This is a genomic window from Stenotrophomonas sp. FSL W7-1447, from assembly GCF_037966425.1.
Classification (GTDB): Bacteria; Pseudomonadota; Gammaproteobacteria; order Xanthomonadales; family Xanthomonadaceae; genus Stenotrophomonas; species Stenotrophomonas pavanii.
On the sequence record NZ_CP150199.1, the window covers coordinates 4,290,609 to 4,310,123 of the forward strand.

The window sequence follows — 19,515 nt, forward strand, 5'->3', positions numbered from 1 at the left end:
AGCGCATGGCTGGGCGGTGGATCAAGGATCAGCCACAGCCTTCGGCGTAATCGACCTGCGGGGTCTTGCCGACGCGCCAGGCACTGACCCGTCCATCAGCGCCGAGCGCGAAGTCGATGACCGCCCCGCCCTCCTGCGCCGGCCGCACGCGCAGGTGCTGCGCCTTCTCGTCGTACTTGTCAGGACCGACGTCCGCGCGCTCGGGGTACAGCACCTGCAGCTCGCCCAGGGTCATGCCGACCTTGCCGCCGCCCGGAGCGATGATCGCCGCGCTGCGCACGTCGTAGCGCACCAGCTTGCGTGCCTCGATCATCAGGCGAGGGTCTTCGGCGCCCTGCGGACGCAGGAAGTAGCAGCCGTCGTTGCTGTCGTCGGCCGGCAAGGGCTTGCCACTGGCGTCGCTGCCCAGTCCCTGCAGCGGCGTGCCGAAGCCGCTGCGGACCTCGGCGATGCCGGCGCCCAGCGCGGCGCCGCCGAAGCCATCCAGGCGCGCCGGGCTGTCCTTGCGGAGATCGTTCGCCGGGCGGGCCGCCAGGTCGGGATCGGTCGACTGGGCCGGCCCGGTCGCCGAGGCGGTTTCTGCCGGGGTGTCGCTGCCGCTGCCGGCGGCGCCCTGCTTGTCGGGGCCACCACTGCAGGCGGCAAGCGAAAGGAGCAACAGACCAGCAATCGGGAGGTGCTTCATCGGTGCGGTTCCCTGGCACGAAGGTAGCTGCACGCTAGCGCAGCGCGCGTGCAGGCGCTGCATTGTCATCGCCGTTTCATCGCCTTCGTTCAGGCTCGGCGTGCACCGACTTGGCTGTCCCTTCCATGCAACCGCGCAAGACCGATCTCGCCCGAACCGCGCTGCAGGCCCATCGCGCGCCGCTGGACATGCGCCAGCGCCGGTTGTTGATCCTGTGCGACGGCCAGCGCACCCTGGCCGACCTGACCGGCCTGATCGGCCAGGACGCGGCGGCCATGGTCATCCAGCTGGTGCAGGCCGGTTACCTGAGCACCGGGACCGCCGCCACAACCGCACCGCCACCACCCGCAGCCACGGCAGCCACGGCAGCACCGGCGCCCGCCACGCCGGCTGCGGCACCGGCTGCGGCACCGGCTGCACCCGCAACCGGCAGCGAACGCCGCCGCTCACTGGTGGCCGCGCGCATCTACGTGCTGGGGATCCTGGAGATGCAGCGCCACCCACAGGCAGCGGCCCTGTTCCGCGAACTGCAACAGGCCCGGGCCGAGAGCGATGTGCTGCAGGTACTGCAGTCTGCGATGCGGACGCTGCCCGGGCTGGCCTCGGAAGGCTATTGCCAGCGCGTGCGGCAACGCCTGCTGGAAGCGCTGCCGCTGGAGCATTGCGACGCGTTCGCCGAGGTCGCCTGAAGAAAAAGGGGACGGAGGGGATTAAGTCGTTTCAGGCACACGTGTGCTGATTGCGGCTTAATCCCCTCCGTCCCCTTTTTCGGGTCAGCGGAAGTTGTTGCGCAGGCCGTTCCAGCACTGCTGGTAATCGCCCTGGCGGTGACCGGCGGCCAGCGCCTGTGCGGTCGGGCGGATCACCGCGCGGGTTTCGAACATGAAGGCCATGGTGTCCTTGATCACATCGGCCTTCGACAGATCCGCATTGGACGCCTTGTCGAAGGTCGGTGCGTCCGGGCCGTGGCCGCTCATGCAGTTGTGCAGCGATGCCCCGCCCGGCACGAAGCCTTCGGCCTTGGCATCGTAGGCACCGTGCACCAGGCCCATGAACTCGCTGGCGATGTTGCGGTGGAACCACGGCGGGCGGAACGTGTTCTGCGCCACCAGCCAGCGCGGCGGGAAGATCGCAAAGTCCATGTTGCTGGTTCCCGGCGTGTCGCTGGGCGAATGCAGCACCAGGAAGATCGACGGATCCGGGTGGTCGTAGCTGATCGAGCCGATGGTGTTGAAGCGGCGCAGGTCGTAGCGGTACGGCGCGTAATTGCCGTGCCAGGCCACCACGTCCAGTGGAGAATGGTCGATCGGCGCACGCCACAGGCGGCCCTCGAACTTGGCGATCAGCTCGAAATCGCCATCCACATCCTCGAACGCGGCGTGCGGGGTTTCGAAGTCGCGCGGGTTGGCCAGGCCATTGGAACCGATCGGGCCAAGGTCGGGCAGCTTCAGCAGCGCACCGTAGTTCTCGCAGAGGTAGCCGCGGCTCGGCCCATCGGGCAGTTCAACGCGGAAGCGCACGCCGCGCGGGATCACCGCGATCTGCTGCGGCTCGATCTCGATCACGCCCAGTTCGGTCAGCAGGCGCAGCGCGCCCAGCTGCGGCACGATCAGCATCTCGCCATCGGCGTTGTAGAAGTAACGGCCGACCATGTCGCGGTTGGCAGCGTAGAGATGGATGCCTACACCGGCATGCGCGTCGGGCGAGCCGTTGCCGCCCATGGTGTACAGGCCCTCGACGAAGTCGGTCGGCAGTTCCGGCAGCGGCAGCGGGCTCCAGCGCAGCTGGTTCGGCGAAGCCGGCTGTGCGCCGAAATCGCACTGCAGTTGCGACTGCGCGAACGGGGTGAACTCGCCATGGGTTACCGCCGGACGGATCCGGTACAGCCAGCTGCGGCGGTTGCTTCCGCGCGGCGCGGTGAAGGCGGTGCCGGTCAGCTGTTCGGCGTACAGGCCGTGGGCCACCTTCTGCGGTGAGTTCTGCCCGACCGGCAGCGCGCCGGCGATGGCCTCGGTGGCGAACTCGTTGCCGAAACCGGACTGGTAGCCACGGGCGGTGATGGCGGGGGACATGGGGGCTCCAGAAATGGCCGGCCAGCGGCCGGCACAAGCATTCGGACAGGCACTGCCGGCGGGAAGCCGGCAGTGCCTGCAGACCTTACAGCACGCCGCGGCGGATCTGGTCGCGCTCGATGCTCTCGAACAGCGCGGTGAAGTTGCCTTCGCCGAAGCCTTCGTTGCCCTTGCGCTGGATGATCTCGAAGAAGATCGGGCCGATGCAGTTCTGGGTGAAGATCTGCAGCAGCTTGCGCTGGTGGGTTTCCGGATCGGCATCGATCAGGATCTTGTTCTTGGCCAGGCGCGCCACGTCTTCACCGTGGTTCGGCACGCGCTGGTCGATCACATCGAAGTAGGTTTCCGGCGTGTCGAGGAAATCCACGCCCTGCGCGCGCATCGCTTCGACGGTCTCGTAGATGTTCTCGGTGAAGCAGGCGATGTGCTGGATGCCCTCGCCCTTGTATGCGTCCAGGTACTCGTTGATCTGGCTCTTCGGGTCGGACGATTCGTTCAGCGGGATGCGCACGATGCCGTCCGGCGCGGTCATCGCCTTGGACACCAGGCCGGTCTTCAGGCCCTTGATGTCGAAGTAGCGGATCTCGCGGAAGTTGAACAGGCGTTCGTAGTAGTCCGACCACTGCTGCATGTTGCCGAAATACAGGTTGTGGGTCAGGTGGTCGATGAAGGTCAGGCCGAAGCCGAACGGGTGCAGGTCGGCACCGGCGATCGGCTCGTAGTCGCCGTCGTAGATGCTGCCGGCCGCGCCATAGCGGTCGACCAGGTACAGCATGCAGTCGCCGATGCCCTTGATGACCGGTGCGCTGACCGCCTTGCTGTCCGGCTTGAAGGCGATGGCTTCGGCGCCGTTGCCCAGGGCGGTCTGGTAGACCTCCTGGCCCGGCTTCTTGAAGCGGATGGCGAAGCCACAGGCACAGGGGCCGTGCTTTTCGGCGAAGTCGGCGGCGAACGAATCGGGGTCTTCATTGACCAGGAAGTTGACGTCGCCCTGGCGATAGACGGTAATCGGACGCTGCTTGTGCTTGAGCACCGCGCTGAAGCCCATCTTCCGGAAGTACGCGTGCAGCTCCTGGCCTCGGCCGGCGGGGGCGGCGAATTCGACGAACTCGAAGCCGTCGATGCCCATCGGGTTCTCGAAGGTGGTGACCTGCATGCCGGGGTTGGGATGCGAGGCGGTCGGGACTGCGGTATTCATGGCGTGGCTCCGAATCGGTACCGCATCGGTACAAACCAGGTGCGGGCAGGTTGGGACCCGGCGAGAATGCAGGGTCTGGACCCACCCCTTATAGTTACACTTGAAACCACCAGCAAGGTGCACCGCAACATGAGCCCCGCCGATCCCGCCTCGACCCGCCTGCGTGCCTCGCACGTCCTGCTCGACCTGGAACAGTTCCTGCCCTACCGGCTGAGCGTGCTGTCCAACCGGGTCAGCGGCAACATCGCCAAGCTATACGGCGATCGTTACGGTCTGGCGATTCCCGAATGGCGGGTCATCACCATCCTGGCGCTGTACCCGGGTTCCTCGGCCAGCGAGGTCTCCGACCGCACGGCAATGGACAAGGTGGCGGTCAGCCGCGCCGTGGCCCGCCTGCTGGAGCGCGGCTTCATCAAGCGCGAGACCCACGGCGACGACCGCCGCCGCTCGGTGCTGGCGCTGTCGGCGGCCGGCTTCGAGGTCTACGAGACCATCGCACCGATGGTGATCGAGATCACCCGCAAGCTGATGTCGGTGCTGAGCGAGGAGGAAGAGCAGGTGCTGGAGAAGCTGATACTGCGCCTGGCCGGCGAAGGCCTGGAGCGGATGGGCCAAGGGGTCTGAAAGAAAAAAGGGGACGGAGGGGATTAAGTCGCTTTGGGCACCAGGGCGCGGGTGCCGACCCTGGCCGGCAGCGGAACAGTGGCTGGGCGATTGTCGTCCGCCCCCCTTTGATCCGCCGGGACCCGCTCTTGTACGGGCTGTGGGCCGACCACAAGCGATGACATTGCACGCATTCACTTCCCGCGGAATCCGTCATGAAGTGTCGCCCTCGCCCGTCGGCATTTCCGCATTGGCCCGATACGACCCGTTTCCGCGAAGCTGGTGTATCGAAACGGGCTGATCCAATGAGTTCTCTTATTGGACTGTCGGTGCGTGCGGCCGGACGGTACGCGTTCAACGGGCATCAGCCCGGCCATCCACATCGAACGGCCCCGTCATGGATGACTCGCGTTCAACGTCGCCGCATGGCCAGGATTTGCTGGCCGATCTCAGAGAGCTGATCCGCGCAGCGCGCAGCAGGATGCACAGGTCCATCAACGCCGAGTTGACGCTGCTGTACTGGCGAATCGGTCGTCGCATCCATGTTGACCAGATGGCGGGGCAGCGTGCGCGTTACGGCGAGGCTCTCTTCACCCGGATCGCCAAGGCGCTGTCTGCCGAGTTCGGCACGTCCTTCGGTGAGAAGAGCCTGCGCCGGATGGTGCAGTTCTCCATCGCATTTGCAGACGAGCAGATTGTCGTATCGCTGATACGACAATTGAGCTGGACCCATTTCATCGCGCTGATCCCACTGGCGGATCCACTCAAGCGCGATTTCTATGCCCAGATGGCCGCCACCGAGGGCTGGAGTGTACGCACGCTGCGCCAGCGCATCGATTCGATGCTGTATGAGCGCACGGCACTCTCCAGCCAGCCAGAGCAGACCATCGCCGAAGAGTTGGCGGCACTGCGCGGCAACCAGCAGCTGTCTCCAGGGCTGGTACTGCGTGATCCCTACGTACTGGACTTTCTTGGCCTCAAGGACAGCTGGGACGAGCAGGACCTTGAAACCGCGATCCTTCGCGAGATGCAGGGCTTCCTGCTTGAACTTGGTACCGGCTTCAGTTTCGTCGCCCGCCAGAAGCGCATCCAGATCGACTGCGATGACTTCCACCTGGACCTGCTGTTCTACAACCGGCGCCTGCGAAGACTCATTGCCATCGAGTTGAAGATCGGCGAGTTCAAGCCGGCCTACAAGGGACAAATGGAACTCTATCTGCGCTGGCTGGACCGCTACGAACGTGAGGACGGCGAGCAGGCGCCGTTGGGCATCATCCTCTGTACAGGGAAGAAGGCGGGCCAGATTGAACTGCTGGAGCTGGATCGCTCAGGCATCCATGTTGCGGAGTACCTGACCACGCTGCCCTCCCGTGAGGTCCTGAAGCGAAGATTACAGACTGCCATGGAGCGGGCGCGGCAACAGCTGCAGACCGCGGCGCCCGGCCTCCCGTAGATCCACGCCACGCGCGGATGGCGTTCATGCTTCAGCTCAGGTGCTTGCGGCGGGCATGGATCCACGGCACCGCGAGCGCCGCGATGGCACCACCAGCGAAGCCCAGCGAAGCGGCCACCGTGGCTGCTTCGACCACCCCCGGCAGCGCCAGCGCCGCCGCCACCAACAGCAACGAAGGCAGGCCGACGAAGGTACCCAGGAAGAAGTGCCAGCGCGGCGACCAGGTGTTGAGCTGCAGCAGGCTGACCGGCTGCCAGGCGTCGGAGGCGGCGTCCTCGGCGATCTTCGCCACCGCCTTGGCCAGGTCCACCTCCGGCAGCGCGCGCCCCAGGCGGGCGGTCGCCAGCAGCTCGGCCACCGCCTCCACCGGCGGGAAGCTGGACGGCCACGCCACCGGCGCCGGCACGCCGTAGGCGGTAAGCAGCGGCACGCTCAACCACGGCGCCACCAGCGGACGCATGCGGCGGCGTCCGTGCACGCACCAGATCTGCGGCTGGCCGTGCGCGGTGACGCTGTACAGCGCCAGTTCGTTGGCCGGCGGGTAGCCGAGCATGGTCACCCGCGCTGCCAGGCTCTCCTGGCCCATCGCGCGCAGGAAGCCGGGGCGGCTGCGGCCTTCCTGCATCCACGCCAGGCCCAATGCGCCCACCAGATACGCCTCGGCGACGTCCTTGCTGCCGGCCGTGGCGCGCTCGTCACTGGCCAGGTACCAGGCCAGCGACTTGGGTTCGGCAACATCTTCCAGGCCCCAGCGGCTGTCATCGCCCAGTACGTGGCGCACCGGCAGTCGCGCGGGGGCGGTCTCGCCACGCTCGCCGGTCTGCAGGAAGGGCAGCACGCCCTGGATGAATGTGGACAGCTCGATCGCGCGCGCGCCATGGCCTTGCCATTCGGGCGGCAGCAACCCGGCCAGCTGGCCTTCGGCGGCCAGCGCATCAAGGCGCGCCTTCTGTTCGACCAGTTTCTGCACCGCGCCCTTCAGCACCACGTTGCCGGGCAGCGCGATCTGCGGCAGGCGGTGGCGTGGCGGTGCCAGGTCGACGCTGTCCTCGCCGGTACCGGCGTCATCCAGCAGGGCCTCCTGCGCGGGCAGGGTCACACCTTCGCCTGCCCCACCGTCGGCCAGCGCACCGGCAGGGTCGGGCAATCGTTCGGCGTGGTCGCTGTGCATGGGCGTTCCGGTAGGTTGCGTCGACGGGGCGTCGACTGAGGTCCTTGCCGGTAACGGCGTGCTCACGGTGAAGTTGAGACACGGATTCAGAGAGTGTGACGGGGCGCGCAGTAGATCCGCGCAAGGCGTGGATGCGCCTCAGTGCCGACCCACGGTCGACCCCTACCGCAGCTGCCGGCCAGCGGCCGGCACTACCCTACTCCGGTTTGTCCGGTGCCCACTGCTTGAGGAAGGCGTCCACCCGCGCGGGCTGGAAGGCTTCGCCCTTGCGCAGCTCAGCAGTGGCCTGCGACACCAGCAGGCCGCCATCGGCGTCCAGCACCAGCAGGTGCGGGTAGTCGCGCTCCATCACCGGGAACTGGGCAAGGAAGGCGCTGTTGGGCTGCTCGTCGCTGGCGTTGACCTTCACCCACACGTAGTGGGCATCGCGGAAGCGACGCAGGTCGCCGTTGCCTTCCACCACGTCGTCCAGCGCCCGGCAGCGCTCACAGGCGGCGTTGCCGACCTCGAGCAGGATGCGCTTCTTGCCGCGCTGGGCTTCCACCTTGGCGGTGGCCAGGTCATCGGCGGGGTCGCGCGCCGGGTCGAACTGCGCGCCGAGCCCGGCGATGGCGGCGATGTCCGCCGCCACCGGGGTATTGCCCGAGGCCACCGGTTCGCTGGGGTCAGCGACCGGTGGCTCGGTGGGGCGGGTATCCAGCGGCTGCGTGGGCTCGGCGGCGGCAGGCGGTTGCGATTGCGAACAGGCGCCGATCAGCGCCGCACAGACCACCACTACCGCAGTACCGAGCTTGCTACGCATGCCTTCTACCCTCTCATCATCATTTGACGCCGTGCATCAGCTTGTTGATCAGCGGGGCGATCAGGAACAGCACCACGCCGGAGCCGATCAGGGCCCAGAACCCGAAGGTATACCCCTTCAGGGCCGACTCGACCGTCATGCCGCCTTCACCACTGACCACGCCAGCGAAGATGCCCGACAGGTTGTTGCCGATGCCGGTGGACAGGAACCAGCCACCCATGCCGAAGCCGACCAGGCGCACCGGGGCCAGCTTGGTCACCATCGACAGGCCGATCGGCGACAGGCACAGCTCACCGACCGACTGGATGACGTAGACCATGAACAGGGTCCAGAACGGAATCTTGCCGTCCACGACCATCTGCGACAGGGCGAACATCAGCAGGGCGAAGGCGGCGCCGTTGAACAGCAGGCCCAGGCCGAACTTGCGCGGAATGGACGGATTGGCACGGCCCATGGCCACCCAGATCCAGGCGATGACCGGCGCCAGGGTGATGATCGCCACCGAGTTGACCGACTGGAACCATGCAGTGGGGAAGGTCCAGCTGCCGAACTGGCGGTTGACGATGTTCTCGGCCAGGAAGGTGAACGAGCTGCCGGCCTGTTCGAAGAACATCCAGAACATCACGTTGAAGGCGAAGATGATCAGCATGGCGATCACGCGGTCGCGCTGCACCTTGCCCTCGCGGACGCCCTCGACCAGCAGCAGCACGGCCAGGGCGGTGAACATCGCGCCCAGGATCCAGGCCAGCGCGGTGGCGCCGGTGGCCAGCAGGAAGTACGCCACCGGGATGGCGACCACGGCACCGGCGAGCACCATGATGATGCGGCCGAAGCCTTCAGCGCCGGCCGGCGGCGCGCCGATGCCCTTCAGGCCGGCACGACCGATGTAGAACCACACCAGCGAGATCAGCATGCCCACGCCCGAAGCGATGAACACGACCTTGTAGGACGGCATCGCATCGGTACCGAACACCTTGCGGGCCAGGTACTCGGTCAGCACCGGGGCGATCATCGCGCCGATGTTGATGCCCATGTAGAAGATGGTGAAGCCCGAGTCGCGGCGCTCGTCCTTCAGGCCGTACAGCTTGCCGACCATGGTCGAGATGTTCGGCTTGAACAGGCCGTTGCCGACGATGATCGTGGCCAGGCCTAGCTTGAAGATGTGCTCCTGCGGCAGCGAGATCATGAACAGGCCGGCGGCCATGATGATCGCGCCGGTCAGGATCGAGCGCTGGTAGCCCAGCACCCGGTCGGCCACGTAGCCACCGAAGATCGCCGCGGCGTACACCAGGGCCAGGTAGGCGCCATAGATGCGGCTGGCGTCGCCTTCACCGGCAGCGCTGCCGTTGTAGAACTGGGCGACGATGTACAGCACCAAGGCCCAGCGGATGCCATAGAACGCAAAGCGCTCCCAGAACTCGGTCATGAACAGCATCCACAACGGGCGCGGGTGGCCCAGCGTGGTCTTGAAGTCCGGCAGCGCCGGCTCTGGGGTGTTCGCAGTGGCGTTTAGGCTCATGCGGATTTCCTGGTTCGGTGGATGACGAGCACGTCCGCTGTGCAGTTGGAGCAACGCGCGAGGATCACCGACTTCTGGCGTTCACGTCAAATACACGCCGTTTGAGGCAGGTGCCGGCCTGCTCGCTGAACTTGCATCTGAAACGATCCAGCCAGCGGCCGGGACCAAGCTGAATGGGGATCAGTCCAGCGCTGAGGGGGGCGCGGCCTGCAGGCTGGTGCGTACCTGGAACAGTTCGGGGAAGAAGGTCAGCTCCAGCGCCTTGGCCAGGAAGCCCACGCCGGACGAGCCGCCGGTGCCGCGCTTGAAGCCGATCACCCGCATCACCGTGCGCATGTGCCGGAATCGCCACAGCTGGAAGGCGGTCTCCAGATCCACCAGGTCCTCGCACAGCGCGTATTCGCGCCAGTAGCGGTCGGTGTCCTGGTAGATGCGCTCGAAGACCGGCTGCAGGGCGTCGTCGGCCACATGCGGCTGGGTCCAGTCATGGGCCTCGTATACCGCCGGCACGGCATGACCGAAGCGCGCCAGGTACTTCAGGAACTCTTCGTACAGGCTCGGTGCCTCCAGTACGGTGCGCAGCTGCGCCTGCCCGGCCGGATCGTGCTCGAACACCTGCAGCATCTGCGCGTTCTTGTTGCCCAGCAGGAACTCGATGTAGCGGTACTGCAGCGACTGGAAGCCCGAGGACGGGCCCAGCACGTCGCGGAAGCCCATGTACTCGGACGGGGTCAGCGTTTCCAGCACCGACCATTGCTCGGTGAGCTGGCGCAGCACCTGCTTGCTGCGGGCCAGCACCTTGCGGCACTGCCACACCTCATCGCGCTGCAGGAAGCCGATCGCCGCACGCAGTTCGTGGCCCAGCAGCTTCAGCCACAGCTCCGAGGTCTGGTGCTGGATGATGAAGAGCATCTCGTCGTGATGCGGCGGACTGGACAACGGCTGCTGCGCGCTGAGCAGCTGGTCCAGCCGCAGGTAACCACCATAGGTCAGGCGGCCCTGCAGGTCGGTGTGGATGCCGGCTTCGAGATCGCGTTGGTTGTTGTCGACGGACATGGGTGCGGCCAGATCGGGGGCGGCAAGGGTAGCGCGTTGCCAGCCGCGCGGGCAGCCGCGCCGTCCATACCGGGGCGTGCGGTGCCCCGTGGAGCATTGGCCGATGCGGGGCCTGCGCGTGGAACCGATCGGGCCGTTGCGCCGGCGGTCAGCCAGAGGCGTATTCTGATGCTTTGCAGCAACGACTGAATACGTTGTTGTTATTGGCCCCCCACCCGCCGGCAGGGGTAAAACAGGGCGTTGCCGTGTTGCGGCGCAGGAAGGCTATTCCGTACGCGTTCCTTAACATGGCGATTCATATCATTTGTAACTTCTCTGTCGAAGGTGCAGTACGCAATGACGGTTGCCGCTGAATTCAAGATCGAATACCTGCAGTACCTGGACGCGGACGGCAAGCTCGTCCGCGATGACCTGCCCGCGTCGCTGCGCGACCCCAAGGTCCTGGTACCGCTGTTCAAGCAGATGCTGTTCGTACGCACGTTCGACAGCAAGTCCATCGCGCTGCAGCGCACCGGCAAGCTGGGCACCTATGCCGCCTGCCTGGGCCACGAAGCCGCGCACGTGGGCATCGGCGCGGCGATGCAGAAGGACGACGTGTTCGCGCCTTCGTACCGCGAGTATGGCGCGATGTTCATGCGGGGCGTGCGCCCGCACGACGTGCTGATGTACTGGGGCGGCGACGAACGCGGCAACGATTACGGCGGCAACGCGGCCAAGGACTTCCCGTTCTGCGTGCCGATTTCCACCCAGTGCCTGCATGCCGCCGGCGCCGCGCTGAAGTTCAAGCTCAACAAGGAACCCCAGATCGCCGTGGCCGTGTGTGGCGATGGCGGCAGCTCCAAGACCGACTTCTATGCGGCCCTGAATTCGGCCGGCGCCTACAAGCTCCCGCTGATCCTGTGCATCGTCAACAACGGCTGGGCCATCTCGGTCCCGCGTTCGGCCCAAACCGGTGCCGAGACGCTGGCACAGAAGGGCCTGGCCGGCGGCCTGCACTGCCTGCAGGTGGACGGCAACGACCTGATCGCCGTGCTGGCGGCGATGGAACAGGCGCGCGAGCGTGCTCTGGCCGGCGACGGTGGCACGGTGCTGGAACTGATGACCTACCGCCTGTCCGACCACACCACCGCCGACGACGCGCGCCGCTACCGCGACGACGCCGAAGTGAAGGATGCCTGGCAGCGCGAGCCGATGCTGCGCCTGCGCAAGTACCTGATCAACGCCGGTGTGTGGAGCGAAGAAGAGGAAACTGCTTGGGTCGCCGAGTGCGGCGCGCGCGTGGACGAGGAAGTGAACCTGTACCTCAATACGCCGGTGCAGCCAATCGAGGCGATGTTCGACTTCCTGTATGCCGATCCGCCGCCGGACCTGCTGGCCCAGCGTGCCCAGGCGATCGCCCTGGAGAAGCGCCATGGATGAGATCAAGAACAACGCGCCCGGCGCGCACACCAACGCCGCCGACAGCGCTGCTGTCGCGCGCGGAGATGACAGCATGACCACCACCCCGATCACCCTCATCGAAGCCATCACCCAGGCGCTGGCCTGGGAGCTGGAACATGACCCGTCGGTGCTGGTGCTGGGCGAAGACGTGGGCGTCAACGGCGGCGTGTTCCGCGCCACCGCCGGTCTGCAGCAGCGCTTCGGCTCGGACCGCATCCTCGACACCCCGCTGGACGAGACCACCATCGCCGGCCTGACCATCGGCCTGGCCGCACAGGGCATGAAGCCGGTGGCCGAAGCCCAGTTCGACGGCTTTATGTACCCGATGGTCGACCATATCGTCTGCCACGCCGCGCGCCTGCGCTACCGCACCCGTGGCCGCCTGCACTGCCCGATGGTGCTGCGCGTGCCGTGGGGCGGCGGCATCCGCGCGCCGGAACACCACAGCGAAGCCAACGAGGCGATCTTCACCAACGTGCCGGGCCTGCGCGTGGTGCTGCCGTCCTCGCCGCAGCGCGCCTACGGCCTGCTGCTGGCCGCGATCCGCGAACCGGATCCGGTGATCTACATGGAGCCCAAGCGCATCTACCGCCAGTACAAGGAAGTGGTCGTCAACGACGGCGAAGCCCTGCCGCTGGACGTCTGCTTCGTGCTGCGCGACGGCACCGACGTGACCCTGGTGACCTGGGGCGCGCAGGTGAAGGAAGCGCTGGAAGCGGCCGACAAGCTGGCCGGCGAAGGCATCAGTGCCGAAGTCATCGACGTGGCCACGCTGCGTCCGCTGGACTTCGCCACCATTGCCGAGTCGGTGGCCAAGACCGGCCGCTGCGTGATCGTGCAGGAGGCCCCGAAGACCGCGGGCTTCGGCGCCGAGATTGCCGCGCGCCTGGCCGAGGAATCGATCTACGACCTGCTGGCCCCGGTCGAGCGCGTCACTGGCTACGACACCCACATTCCGCTGTTCCGCCTGGAAATGAAGTACCTGCCGAGCGTCGAGCGGATCGTGGCTGCGGCCAAGCGCGCGGTGGCGGCCGGCTGACATGCGGGCCCGCCTTCTGGGGGCTTACCGCAGCCAGTATCCCAACCCGCTCCGGTTCCACACCGGCCAGATCGTCGAAGTAGGTGTCCGTGACGAGGAATGGCCGGCGTTTGCCTGGGTACGCACCAACGATGGGCGCGCTGGATGGGCGCCCATCGCCTGGTTGCAGCTGCTGGACGAGGGTCGCGCCGAAGCCCTGTGCGACTACGACGCCCGCGAGCTGGATGTGGAAAGCGGCGAGATGGTGAAGCTTCATCACGAACACGGCGGGTGGTGGTGGTCCGAGCGCGCCAATGGCGCGACGGGTTGGCTGCCGGCCCGCGAACTGGAACTGCTGGAAGAGAACTGCAAATGAGCCAGACCAAGAACTTCAACCTGCCCGACCTGGGCGAAGGCCTGCCGGACGCGACCATCGTCGAGTGGTTCGTCAAGGAAGGCGATGTGATCAAGCTGGACGAGCCGCTGGTCTCGATGGAGACCGCCAAGGCCGTGGTGGAAGTGCCCTCGCCGTTCTCCGGCAAGGTGCTGAAGCTGTCCGGCGGTGCCGGCGACATCATCCCGACCGGCTCGGTGCTGGCCAGCTTCGAGCTGGACCCGAACCTGCCGCAGCGCGCCGATGGCCAGGACACCGGCCACAGCCATGGCCACGCAGCACCGGCCGCGCCGGGCCGCACCGACCCCGCCGCCGCTGCCGGCTGCGGCCGCTCCGGTTGCCGCCGAGGACGCCAAGCCCGCCGCGGCCGAGCGTGATGACGCCGGCACCGTGGTCGGCGCCATGCAGAGCTCCAATGCCGTGCATGCCGAACAGGCGCTGGCCGTCGGTGGCGTCAAGGCCGTGCCGGCCGTGCGTGCGATGGCGCGCAAGCTGGGCGTGGACCTGAGCCGCGTGGCCGCCACCGGCACCGATGGCGCGGTGACCATGGCCGACGTCAAGCAGGCCGCCGCCAACGGCACCGCCAAGCTCGGCGCTGCTCCGGCGCCGGTTGCTGCCGCCGCGTATGCCGCGCCGGTCCCCGCGCAGGTGTCCGCCCCGGTGCAGAGCGAAGCCCGTACCCCGCTGTCTGCCGCCGGCAAGCCGATGCGCACCCAGCCGCCGGGCGTGGTCGCCAAGGGCCAGCCGGAACCGCTGAAGGGCGTGCGCCGCAACATGGCCCGCGTGATGGCCGATGCGCACAGCAAGGTCGTGCCGACCACGCTGAACGACGACGCCGACATCCACGCCTGGCTGCCCGGCAACGACGTCACCGCCCGCCTGGTGCGCGCCATCGTCGTTGCCGCACAGAAGGTGCCGGCGATGAACGCCTGGTTCGACGGCGAAGCACTGACCCGCACCCTGCACGCGCAGGTGGACATCGGCATCGCCGTGGACACCGACGACGGCTTGTTCGTGCCGGCCCTGCGCAATGCCGACATGCTCGATGCACGCGGCATCCGCGAAGGCGTCAACCGCCTGCGCGAGCAGGTGGAATCGCGTTCGATCGCGGCGTCGGAACTGAGTGGCTACACCATCTCGCTGTCCAACTTCGGCATGTTCGCCGGTCGTTACGCAACCCCGGTCGTCGTGCCGCCGTGCGTGGCCATCGTCGGTGCCGGCCGTGCCCGCCACCAGATGACCCCGGTGATGGGCGGCGTGGAAGCGCACAAGGTGATCCCGCTGTCGGTCACCTTCGACCACCGCGCAGCCACCGGCGGTGAAGCCGCCCGCTTCCTGCGCGCGATGATGGACGACCTGGCGCTGGCCAGCTGATCGGCCACCACCTGTGAAACACGAACGCCGGGCATTGCCCGGCGTTTTTTTATGCCCGCTCTGCAAACGCATGCGATCAATCGCGCGCGACCATGCCCTCGGCGCGGCTGTACACACGCAGGCGGTGCCCATCCGGGTCTGCCCCGACGAAAGTGTGGCCGAATTCCAATGTCACCGGCGCCTGCAGGATCTCCACGCCGAGTGCACGCCACGCATCGTGCAGCTGCTGCACGACCTCCGGGTTGGGCACAACCATCGCCAGTTCGGCGGCACCGGCCTGCGCGGACACCGGCGGTTGCACGTCATCGCGTTGCCACAGGCCGAGTGCGGCGCCATCGCCGAGCAGGAACAGGGCAAAGCCGGGCGACTGCTCCACCGGCGGCTTGCCGAGGATGCCGCTGTAGAAAGTGGCGCTGGCGGTAACGTCGCGCACGTACTGCAGTAGGGTGCTGGGCTTGAACATGGGGAAGCTCCGTTGTTGGGAGCGATCATGGTGGTACGGCCCTGCTGGCAGATTCTGTCAGCAGCGTCGAGCGTGCTCGACTGCTGCTCGCGAAGATCAAAGGCGGCCGAGCAAGCTCGACCCCTACCAGGAGCAAAGTGCGAAGGCCGCCCTCCCCCAGAGGCAGGAAGCTGAACGCAGAAGCAGTCGAGCGGGCCCGATGCTACGAACGATCCAGCCAGTCCGGCGCGATGCCCTGTGCCTTCTGCCAGCGCCGCAGCAGGGTGGCACGCGGCACCCGATAGTGCTCCTCCAGCACCCGCACCTGGCGGATGCGGTCCAGCCGGAAGTGGCGGAAATCCTCGCGGCGCTCACACCAGGCCGCCAGCATCGGCACTTCATCGAAGTAGCCCAGCGCGAACGGCCAGACGATCCGTTCGCTGCGCTGGCCCTGCGCGTCCTGGTAGCCGAACTGCAGGCGCTGCTGCGCACCCACGGCTTCGCGCACGGCCTGCAGGCGTGCAGCCGGCACCTTGGCCGCAGCACGCGATGGGCCAACGCGCAGGCCGCTGTCACGCAGGGCCTCGCGGCGCGCCACGGGCAATACGTGCGCGATGCGCGCCAGGGCGTCACGTGCAGCCTCGGCCAGCGCCGGCTCGGTGCGCGCCGCGACCCAACGCAGTCCCAGCACCAGCGCGTCGATCTCGGCCGGTGGCAGGGTCATCGGCGGCAGGGTATCGCTGGGGGCCAGCAGGTAACCGACGCCGGCCTCGCCGCGCAGGTCGGCGCCCTGCTCGCGCAGGGTTTCGATATCGCGGTACAGCGTGCGCAGGCTGATACCCAGCGCATCGGCCAGCGCCTGCCCCGCCACTGGTCGCCGATGGCGGCGCAGCAGCTGCTGCAGCTGGTTCAGGCGGAGCGCACGCGACATCAGCCGACCAGCGCGCGGGATGCCACCACGTGTTCGCCCGGATGCGGGGCCAGTGCGGCCTCGACCAGCGCCCGGGCGATCTCACCCGCCGGATTGATCCGCCATGACCGCGGCAGCACTGGTCCCAGCGCGCCCAGCACCGACAGCGCCCATCGCTCTCCGCGCCGGACTTCGTTGCGTTCGCCGCCGATCAAGCCCGGCCGGACCAGGGTCAAAGAGGCAAAACCCAGCGCACGCAGATCACGTTCCAGCTCGCCCTTGACCCGGCTGTAGAAGATCAGTGACTGCGGATTGGCACCGGCGGCGGAATTCAGTGCGAAGGCGCGGGCGCCCTCGGCCCGGGCAAGACGGGCAAACGCCATCGGGTAGCCGTGGTCGATGCGACGGAAGGCTTCCCGGCTGCCGGCCTGGGCCAGGGTACTGCCCAGCGCGCAGATCACCGCGTCCACGCGGGCCCACGCCGGTGCATCGGGCAGCGCATCGAACTGCAGCACCGGCGCGTGCAGCTTCGGATCACGCAGCGCCAGCGGCCGTCGGGTGGGCGCCACGACGGCGCGGCAGCGCGGGTCATCCAGCAACATCGGCAGGACCTGCCCACCGACCAGGCCGGTCGCCCCCAGCAGCATCACGCGCATCCCCACCTCCACTACGGCATCCTGTCGCCCATCCTAGCCGTTCAAGCCCTCGGCGGCCGCGCCGATATGCTGGAACCAGACCCTGCCAGCCCCAGGATTCGCTCGATGACGGACCAGCCCGATCCCCGCCCTGCACCCGGCACCGGCCTTGGGCCGCCGGCACGCGTGCGCGCGGCGGCGGACGACGGCCGGGGTGATCGTGTGGTGCTGCAGGGCGGCGGTGGCGTGGCGCTGCAGCAGCTGTTCGCCGGGGCCGACGCGCCGGAGCCCCTGCTGGCCGCGTTCGCCAACGGCATGGCCACCCTGCCCGGCGAACTGGGCGACATGGGTGACCGCCTGCAATCGGCGCAGGCCAGTGCCGATTGGCCGCGTTACGGGCGCGCGATGCGGCAGCTGATCGACAAGTACATCCGCACCATCGAGCAGCATTCCCCGGACGGGCAGCCGGAAAGCCTGCGCCTGTCCGAGCAGCTGCGGCTGCTGTTGGGCGGCGCGGTGGTGGCGCTGCTGCAGCATGACCCGGACCTGCGCGAGCAGGCACAGGCGCTGGCCGTGCGCCTGCGCCAGTGGCAACCGGGTACCGCCCTGGAGCCGATCGAGCAGGGGGTGCGCGAGCTTGGCCACCAGGTCGGCGTGCGCGCCGAGAGCTGGCAGGAGCAGCAGGCGCTGCTGCTGGAGCTGTTCGCGCTGCTGCTGGAGAACGTGAGCGAGCTGCTGGATGACCGCAGCTGGCTGCAGGGCCAGATCGCCGCAGTACAGCAACTGCTGGACGGGCCGTTGGAAGCCGAAGCGGTCGAGCGCACCCGCGCCGAACTGCGCGAAGTGATCTACAAGCAGGGCCTGCTGCGCCAGGGCATCGACGATTCGAAGGCGGCCATGCGCGGGTTGATGGGCGAGTTCATCGAGCGCATGGATGGCATGGCCACCAGTACCGGCGAATACCATGACCGCATCGGCAGCTACGCGCTGCAGCTGCGCGAGGCACGCAGCATCGCCGACCTCAACCAGCTGCTGCAGGACGTGATGCGCGACACCGGCAAGGTGCAGCAGCAGGCCGCACAGGCCCGCGATCATCTGGCCAACGCGCGGCTGGAGGTGGAACGTGCAGAGCAGCGCATTGCCGAGCTGGAGCAGGAGCTGCGGGCTGCGGGTGACCTGGCGCGCATCGATCCACTGACCCAGGCGCTGAACCGCCGTGGCCTGGATGAACTGCTGCAGCGCGAGCTGGCCCGTGCCGCACGCAACAACGCCCCCCTGGGCGTGGCGGTGATCGACCTGGACGATTTCCACCAGACCAACGATGCACACGGCCATGCCGGTGGCGACGCGCTGCTGCAGCACCTGGTGGCCGTGTGCAAGCTGCTGCTGCGGGCGACCGATGGCATCGCACGGCTGGGCGGCGACGAGTTCGTGCTGGTACTGCCGGAAACCCAGGCGGCCGACAGCATGGCCACCGTGCAGCGCCTGCAGCGCTCGCTGGCCCATCGCGTGCTGACTGTGCAGGACCGCCGCGTGCCGGTGCACTTCAGCGCCGGCCTGTCGCAATGGCAGCCCGGCGATGATGCCGAGGCCCTGCTGCGGCGTGCGGATGACGCGTTGTATGCGGCCAAGCGACAGGGCAAGAACCGCGTGCAGGCAGGGTGATCGTGGAATGGAGCCAGATCCCTTTCCCAACGGAAAAGGCATCTGACCCCGAGGGTCCACGGGCTTACTTACCGCGCAGCTTCTGGAAGCCGGTCACTGCCGCCAGCACGATGGCACCGGCGATGATGCCCACCACCATGTTGCCGACCGCACTGACCAGCCAGCCCCACTGGCCCTGGCCGCCCAGCGCCTGCACCGCGTGGTGCAGCGCCGGCACGTTGTGGACCAGGATGCCGCCGCCGACCAGGAACATGGCGATGGTGCCGGCCACCGACAGGAACTTCATCAGCCACGGTGCCGAGGCCACCAGACCACGACCGAAGGCGGCGATGGCGCCGCCTTTGCGCGACAGGTACAGGCCGACGTCGTCGAGCTTGACGATGCCGGCCACCAGTCCGTAGACGAACACCGTCATCGCCAGCGCCACCACGGCCAGGGTGATCACCTGGTTGGTGAACGGAGCGGTGGCGACCACGCCCAGGGTCAGCACGATGATCTCGGCCGACAGGATGAAGTCGGTGCGGATCGCGCCCTTCACCTTGTCCTTCTCCCACGCGACCATGTCCACCTGCGCGTCGGCCAGCGCCTTGCGCCGCTCGGCCAGGCGCTCGGCATCGTCCTCGGAGGAATGCAGCAAACGATGCGCCAGCTTCTCCACGCCCTCAAAGCACAGGAAAGCACCGCCGATCATCATCAGCGGCACGATCAGCGGCACGTTCCAGCCACGGCCGTGCAGCCAGGCTTCCAGCGCACTGATCGCCAGTGCCGCCGGCACCAGGATCACCTTGTTGAGCAGCGAGCCCTTGGCCACCGCCCACACCACCGGCAGTTCGCGGTTGGCATTGACCCCGGTGACCTGCTGCGCGTTCAGCGCCAGATCGTCGCCGAGCACGCCGGCGGTCTTTTTCGCCGCGACCTTGGTCAGGACCGAGACATCGTCGAGCAGGGTGGCGATATCGTCGAGCAGGGCGAACAGGCTGGCACCGGCCATGGAGCGTCCAAGAAAGGGGATGAGCGGATTCTGACCGATCCGGTCTGGACTGCGGAAGACGCCGGATTCACCGCGTGCCCACCGCCG

At 67.6% G+C, this 19,515-nt stretch carries 18 protein-coding genes and 1 pseudogene; 8 read left to right on the top strand and 11 right to left on the bottom strand.

The window, feature by feature from the left end; all coding sequences use genetic code 11:
* Positions 1-28: 28 nt before the first annotated feature.
* A complete protein-coding gene (locus tag NSQ78_RS19940) occupies positions 29-685 on the bottom strand; it encodes a hypothetical protein (RefSeq protein ID WP_064239396.1) in 657 nt (218 codons plus the stop codon).
* Positions 686-810: 125 nt separating this feature from the next.
* On the opposite strand from NSQ78_RS19940, the gene NSQ78_RS19945 reads away from it, so the two are divergent.
* Positions 811-1,374, top strand: coding sequence for a hypothetical protein (locus NSQ78_RS19945; protein ID WP_064239397.1), 564 nt, complete (start codon positions 811-813; stop codon positions 1,372-1,374).
* Positions 1,375-1,458: 84 nt separating this feature from the next.
* Here NSQ78_RS19945 and hmgA read toward each other — a convergent pair whose 3' ends face one another.
* Positions 1,459-2,757 (bottom strand): homogentisate 1,2-dioxygenase, encoded by a 1,299-nt coding sequence (hmgA, locus tag NSQ78_RS19950; RefSeq protein WP_049468044.1) that lies wholly within the window; start codon positions 2,755-2,757, stop codon positions 1,459-1,461.
* Between the two features lie 85 nt (positions 2,758-2,842).
* Complete coding sequence (gene hppD / locus NSQ78_RS19955; RefSeq protein WP_176422034.1) at positions 2,843-3,955, bottom strand: 4-hydroxyphenylpyruvate dioxygenase; 1,113 nt, start codon at positions 3,953-3,955, stop codon at positions 2,843-2,845.
* A 129-nt stretch (positions 3,956-4,084) separates the two neighbouring features.
* Here hppD and NSQ78_RS19960 point away from each other — a divergent pair, with 129 nt between their 5' ends.
* Positions 4,085-4,579, top strand: coding sequence for a MarR family winged helix-turn-helix transcriptional regulator (locus NSQ78_RS19960; protein WP_053461595.1), 495 nt, complete (start codon positions 4,085-4,087; stop codon positions 4,577-4,579).
* Between the two features lie 376 nt (positions 4,580-4,955).
* A complete protein-coding gene (locus NSQ78_RS19965) occupies positions 4,956-6,011 on the top strand; it encodes a PDDEXK nuclease domain-containing protein (RefSeq protein ID WP_064239398.1) in 1,056 nt (351 codons plus the stop codon).
* Positions 6,012-6,042: 31 nt separating this feature from the next.
* Here NSQ78_RS19965 and NSQ78_RS19970 read toward each other — a convergent pair whose 3' ends face one another.
* The 4 genes from NSQ78_RS19970 to NSQ78_RS19985 form a co-directional block, all read right to left on the bottom strand.
* A complete protein-coding gene (locus NSQ78_RS19970) occupies positions 6,043-7,182 on the bottom strand; it encodes a hypothetical protein (RefSeq protein ID WP_064239399.1) in 1,140 nt (379 codons plus the stop codon).
* A gap of 196 nt (positions 7,183-7,378) precedes the next feature.
* Complete coding sequence (locus tag NSQ78_RS19975; protein ID WP_064239400.1) at positions 7,379-7,984, bottom strand: thioredoxin family protein; 606 nt, start codon at positions 7,982-7,984, stop codon at positions 7,379-7,381.
* 19 nt (positions 7,985-8,003) lie between these two features.
* Positions 8,004-9,503: an oligopeptide:H+ symporter gene (locus NSQ78_RS19980; protein ID WP_049468052.1), complete on the bottom strand. Its 1,500-nt coding sequence runs from the start codon at positions 9,501-9,503 to the stop codon at positions 8,004-8,006.
* A gap of 180 nt (positions 9,504-9,683) precedes the next feature.
* On the bottom strand, positions 9,684-10,559 hold the full coding sequence (locus NSQ78_RS19985; RefSeq protein ID WP_049468053.1) for a tryptophan 2,3-dioxygenase family protein: 876 nt from the start codon (positions 10,557-10,559) through the stop codon (positions 9,684-9,686).
* 336 nt (positions 10,560-10,895) lie between these two features.
* On the opposite strand from NSQ78_RS19985, the gene pdhA reads away from it, so the two are divergent.
* The 4 genes and pseudogenes from pdhA (at position 10,896) to NSQ78_RS20005 (ending at position 14,785) form a co-directional block, all read left to right on the top strand.
* A complete protein-coding gene (gene pdhA / locus NSQ78_RS19990) occupies positions 10,896-11,978 on the top strand; it encodes a pyruvate dehydrogenase (acetyl-transferring) E1 component subunit alpha (protein ID WP_064239401.1) in 1,083 nt (360 codons plus the stop codon).
* On the top strand, positions 11,971-13,038 hold the full coding sequence (locus NSQ78_RS19995; protein WP_049468055.1) for an alpha-ketoacid dehydrogenase subunit beta: 1,068 nt from the start codon (positions 11,971-11,973) through the stop codon (positions 13,036-13,038). The genes pdhA and NSQ78_RS19995 overlap by 8 nt, the downstream gene beginning before the upstream one ends.
* A 1-nt stretch (position 13,039) precedes the next feature.
* On the top strand, positions 13,040-13,393 hold the full coding sequence (locus NSQ78_RS20000) for an SH3 domain-containing protein (protein ID WP_005411349.1): 354 nt from the start codon (positions 13,040-13,042) through the stop codon (positions 13,391-13,393).
* Positions 13,390-14,785 (top strand): annotated as a pseudogene (locus NSQ78_RS20005) (dihydrolipoamide acetyltransferase family protein). The gene NSQ78_RS20000 and the pseudogene NSQ78_RS20005 overlap by 4 nt, the downstream one beginning before the upstream one ends.
* A 76-nt stretch (positions 14,786-14,861) precedes the next feature.
* On the opposite strand, the gene NSQ78_RS20010 reads toward NSQ78_RS20005, so the two are convergent.
* The 3 genes from NSQ78_RS20010 to NSQ78_RS20020 form a co-directional block, all read right to left on the bottom strand.
* Positions 14,862-15,248, bottom strand: coding sequence for a VOC family protein (locus NSQ78_RS20010; RefSeq protein ID WP_064239402.1), 387 nt, complete (start codon positions 15,246-15,248; stop codon positions 14,862-14,864).
* A 202-nt stretch (positions 15,249-15,450) separates the two neighbouring features.
* Complete coding sequence (locus tag NSQ78_RS20015) at positions 15,451-16,158, bottom strand: YafY family protein (RefSeq protein ID WP_049468061.1); 708 nt, start codon at positions 16,156-16,158, stop codon at positions 15,451-15,453.
* A complete protein-coding gene (locus NSQ78_RS20020) occupies positions 16,158-16,793 on the bottom strand; it encodes an NAD(P)H-binding protein (RefSeq protein ID WP_049468062.1) in 636 nt (211 codons plus the stop codon). The genes NSQ78_RS20015 and NSQ78_RS20020 overlap by 1 nt, the downstream gene beginning before the upstream one ends.
* A gap of 105 nt (positions 16,794-16,898) precedes the next feature.
* Here NSQ78_RS20020 and NSQ78_RS20025 point away from each other — a divergent pair, with 105 nt between their 5' ends.
* Positions 16,899-18,437, top strand: coding sequence for a GGDEF domain-containing protein (locus NSQ78_RS20025; protein ID WP_149901747.1), 1,539 nt, complete (start codon positions 16,899-16,901; stop codon positions 18,435-18,437).
* A gap of 64 nt (positions 18,438-18,501) precedes the next feature.
* Here the strand turns inward: NSQ78_RS20025 and NSQ78_RS20030 are convergent, their stop codons facing one another.
* The gene (locus tag NSQ78_RS20030; protein WP_339207328.1) at positions 18,502-19,428 is read right to left on the bottom strand and encodes a DUF808 domain-containing protein; all 927 of its coding nucleotides are present in this window, start codon (positions 19,426-19,428) and stop codon (positions 18,502-18,504) included.
* Between the last annotated feature and the right edge of the window lie 87 nt (positions 19,429-19,515).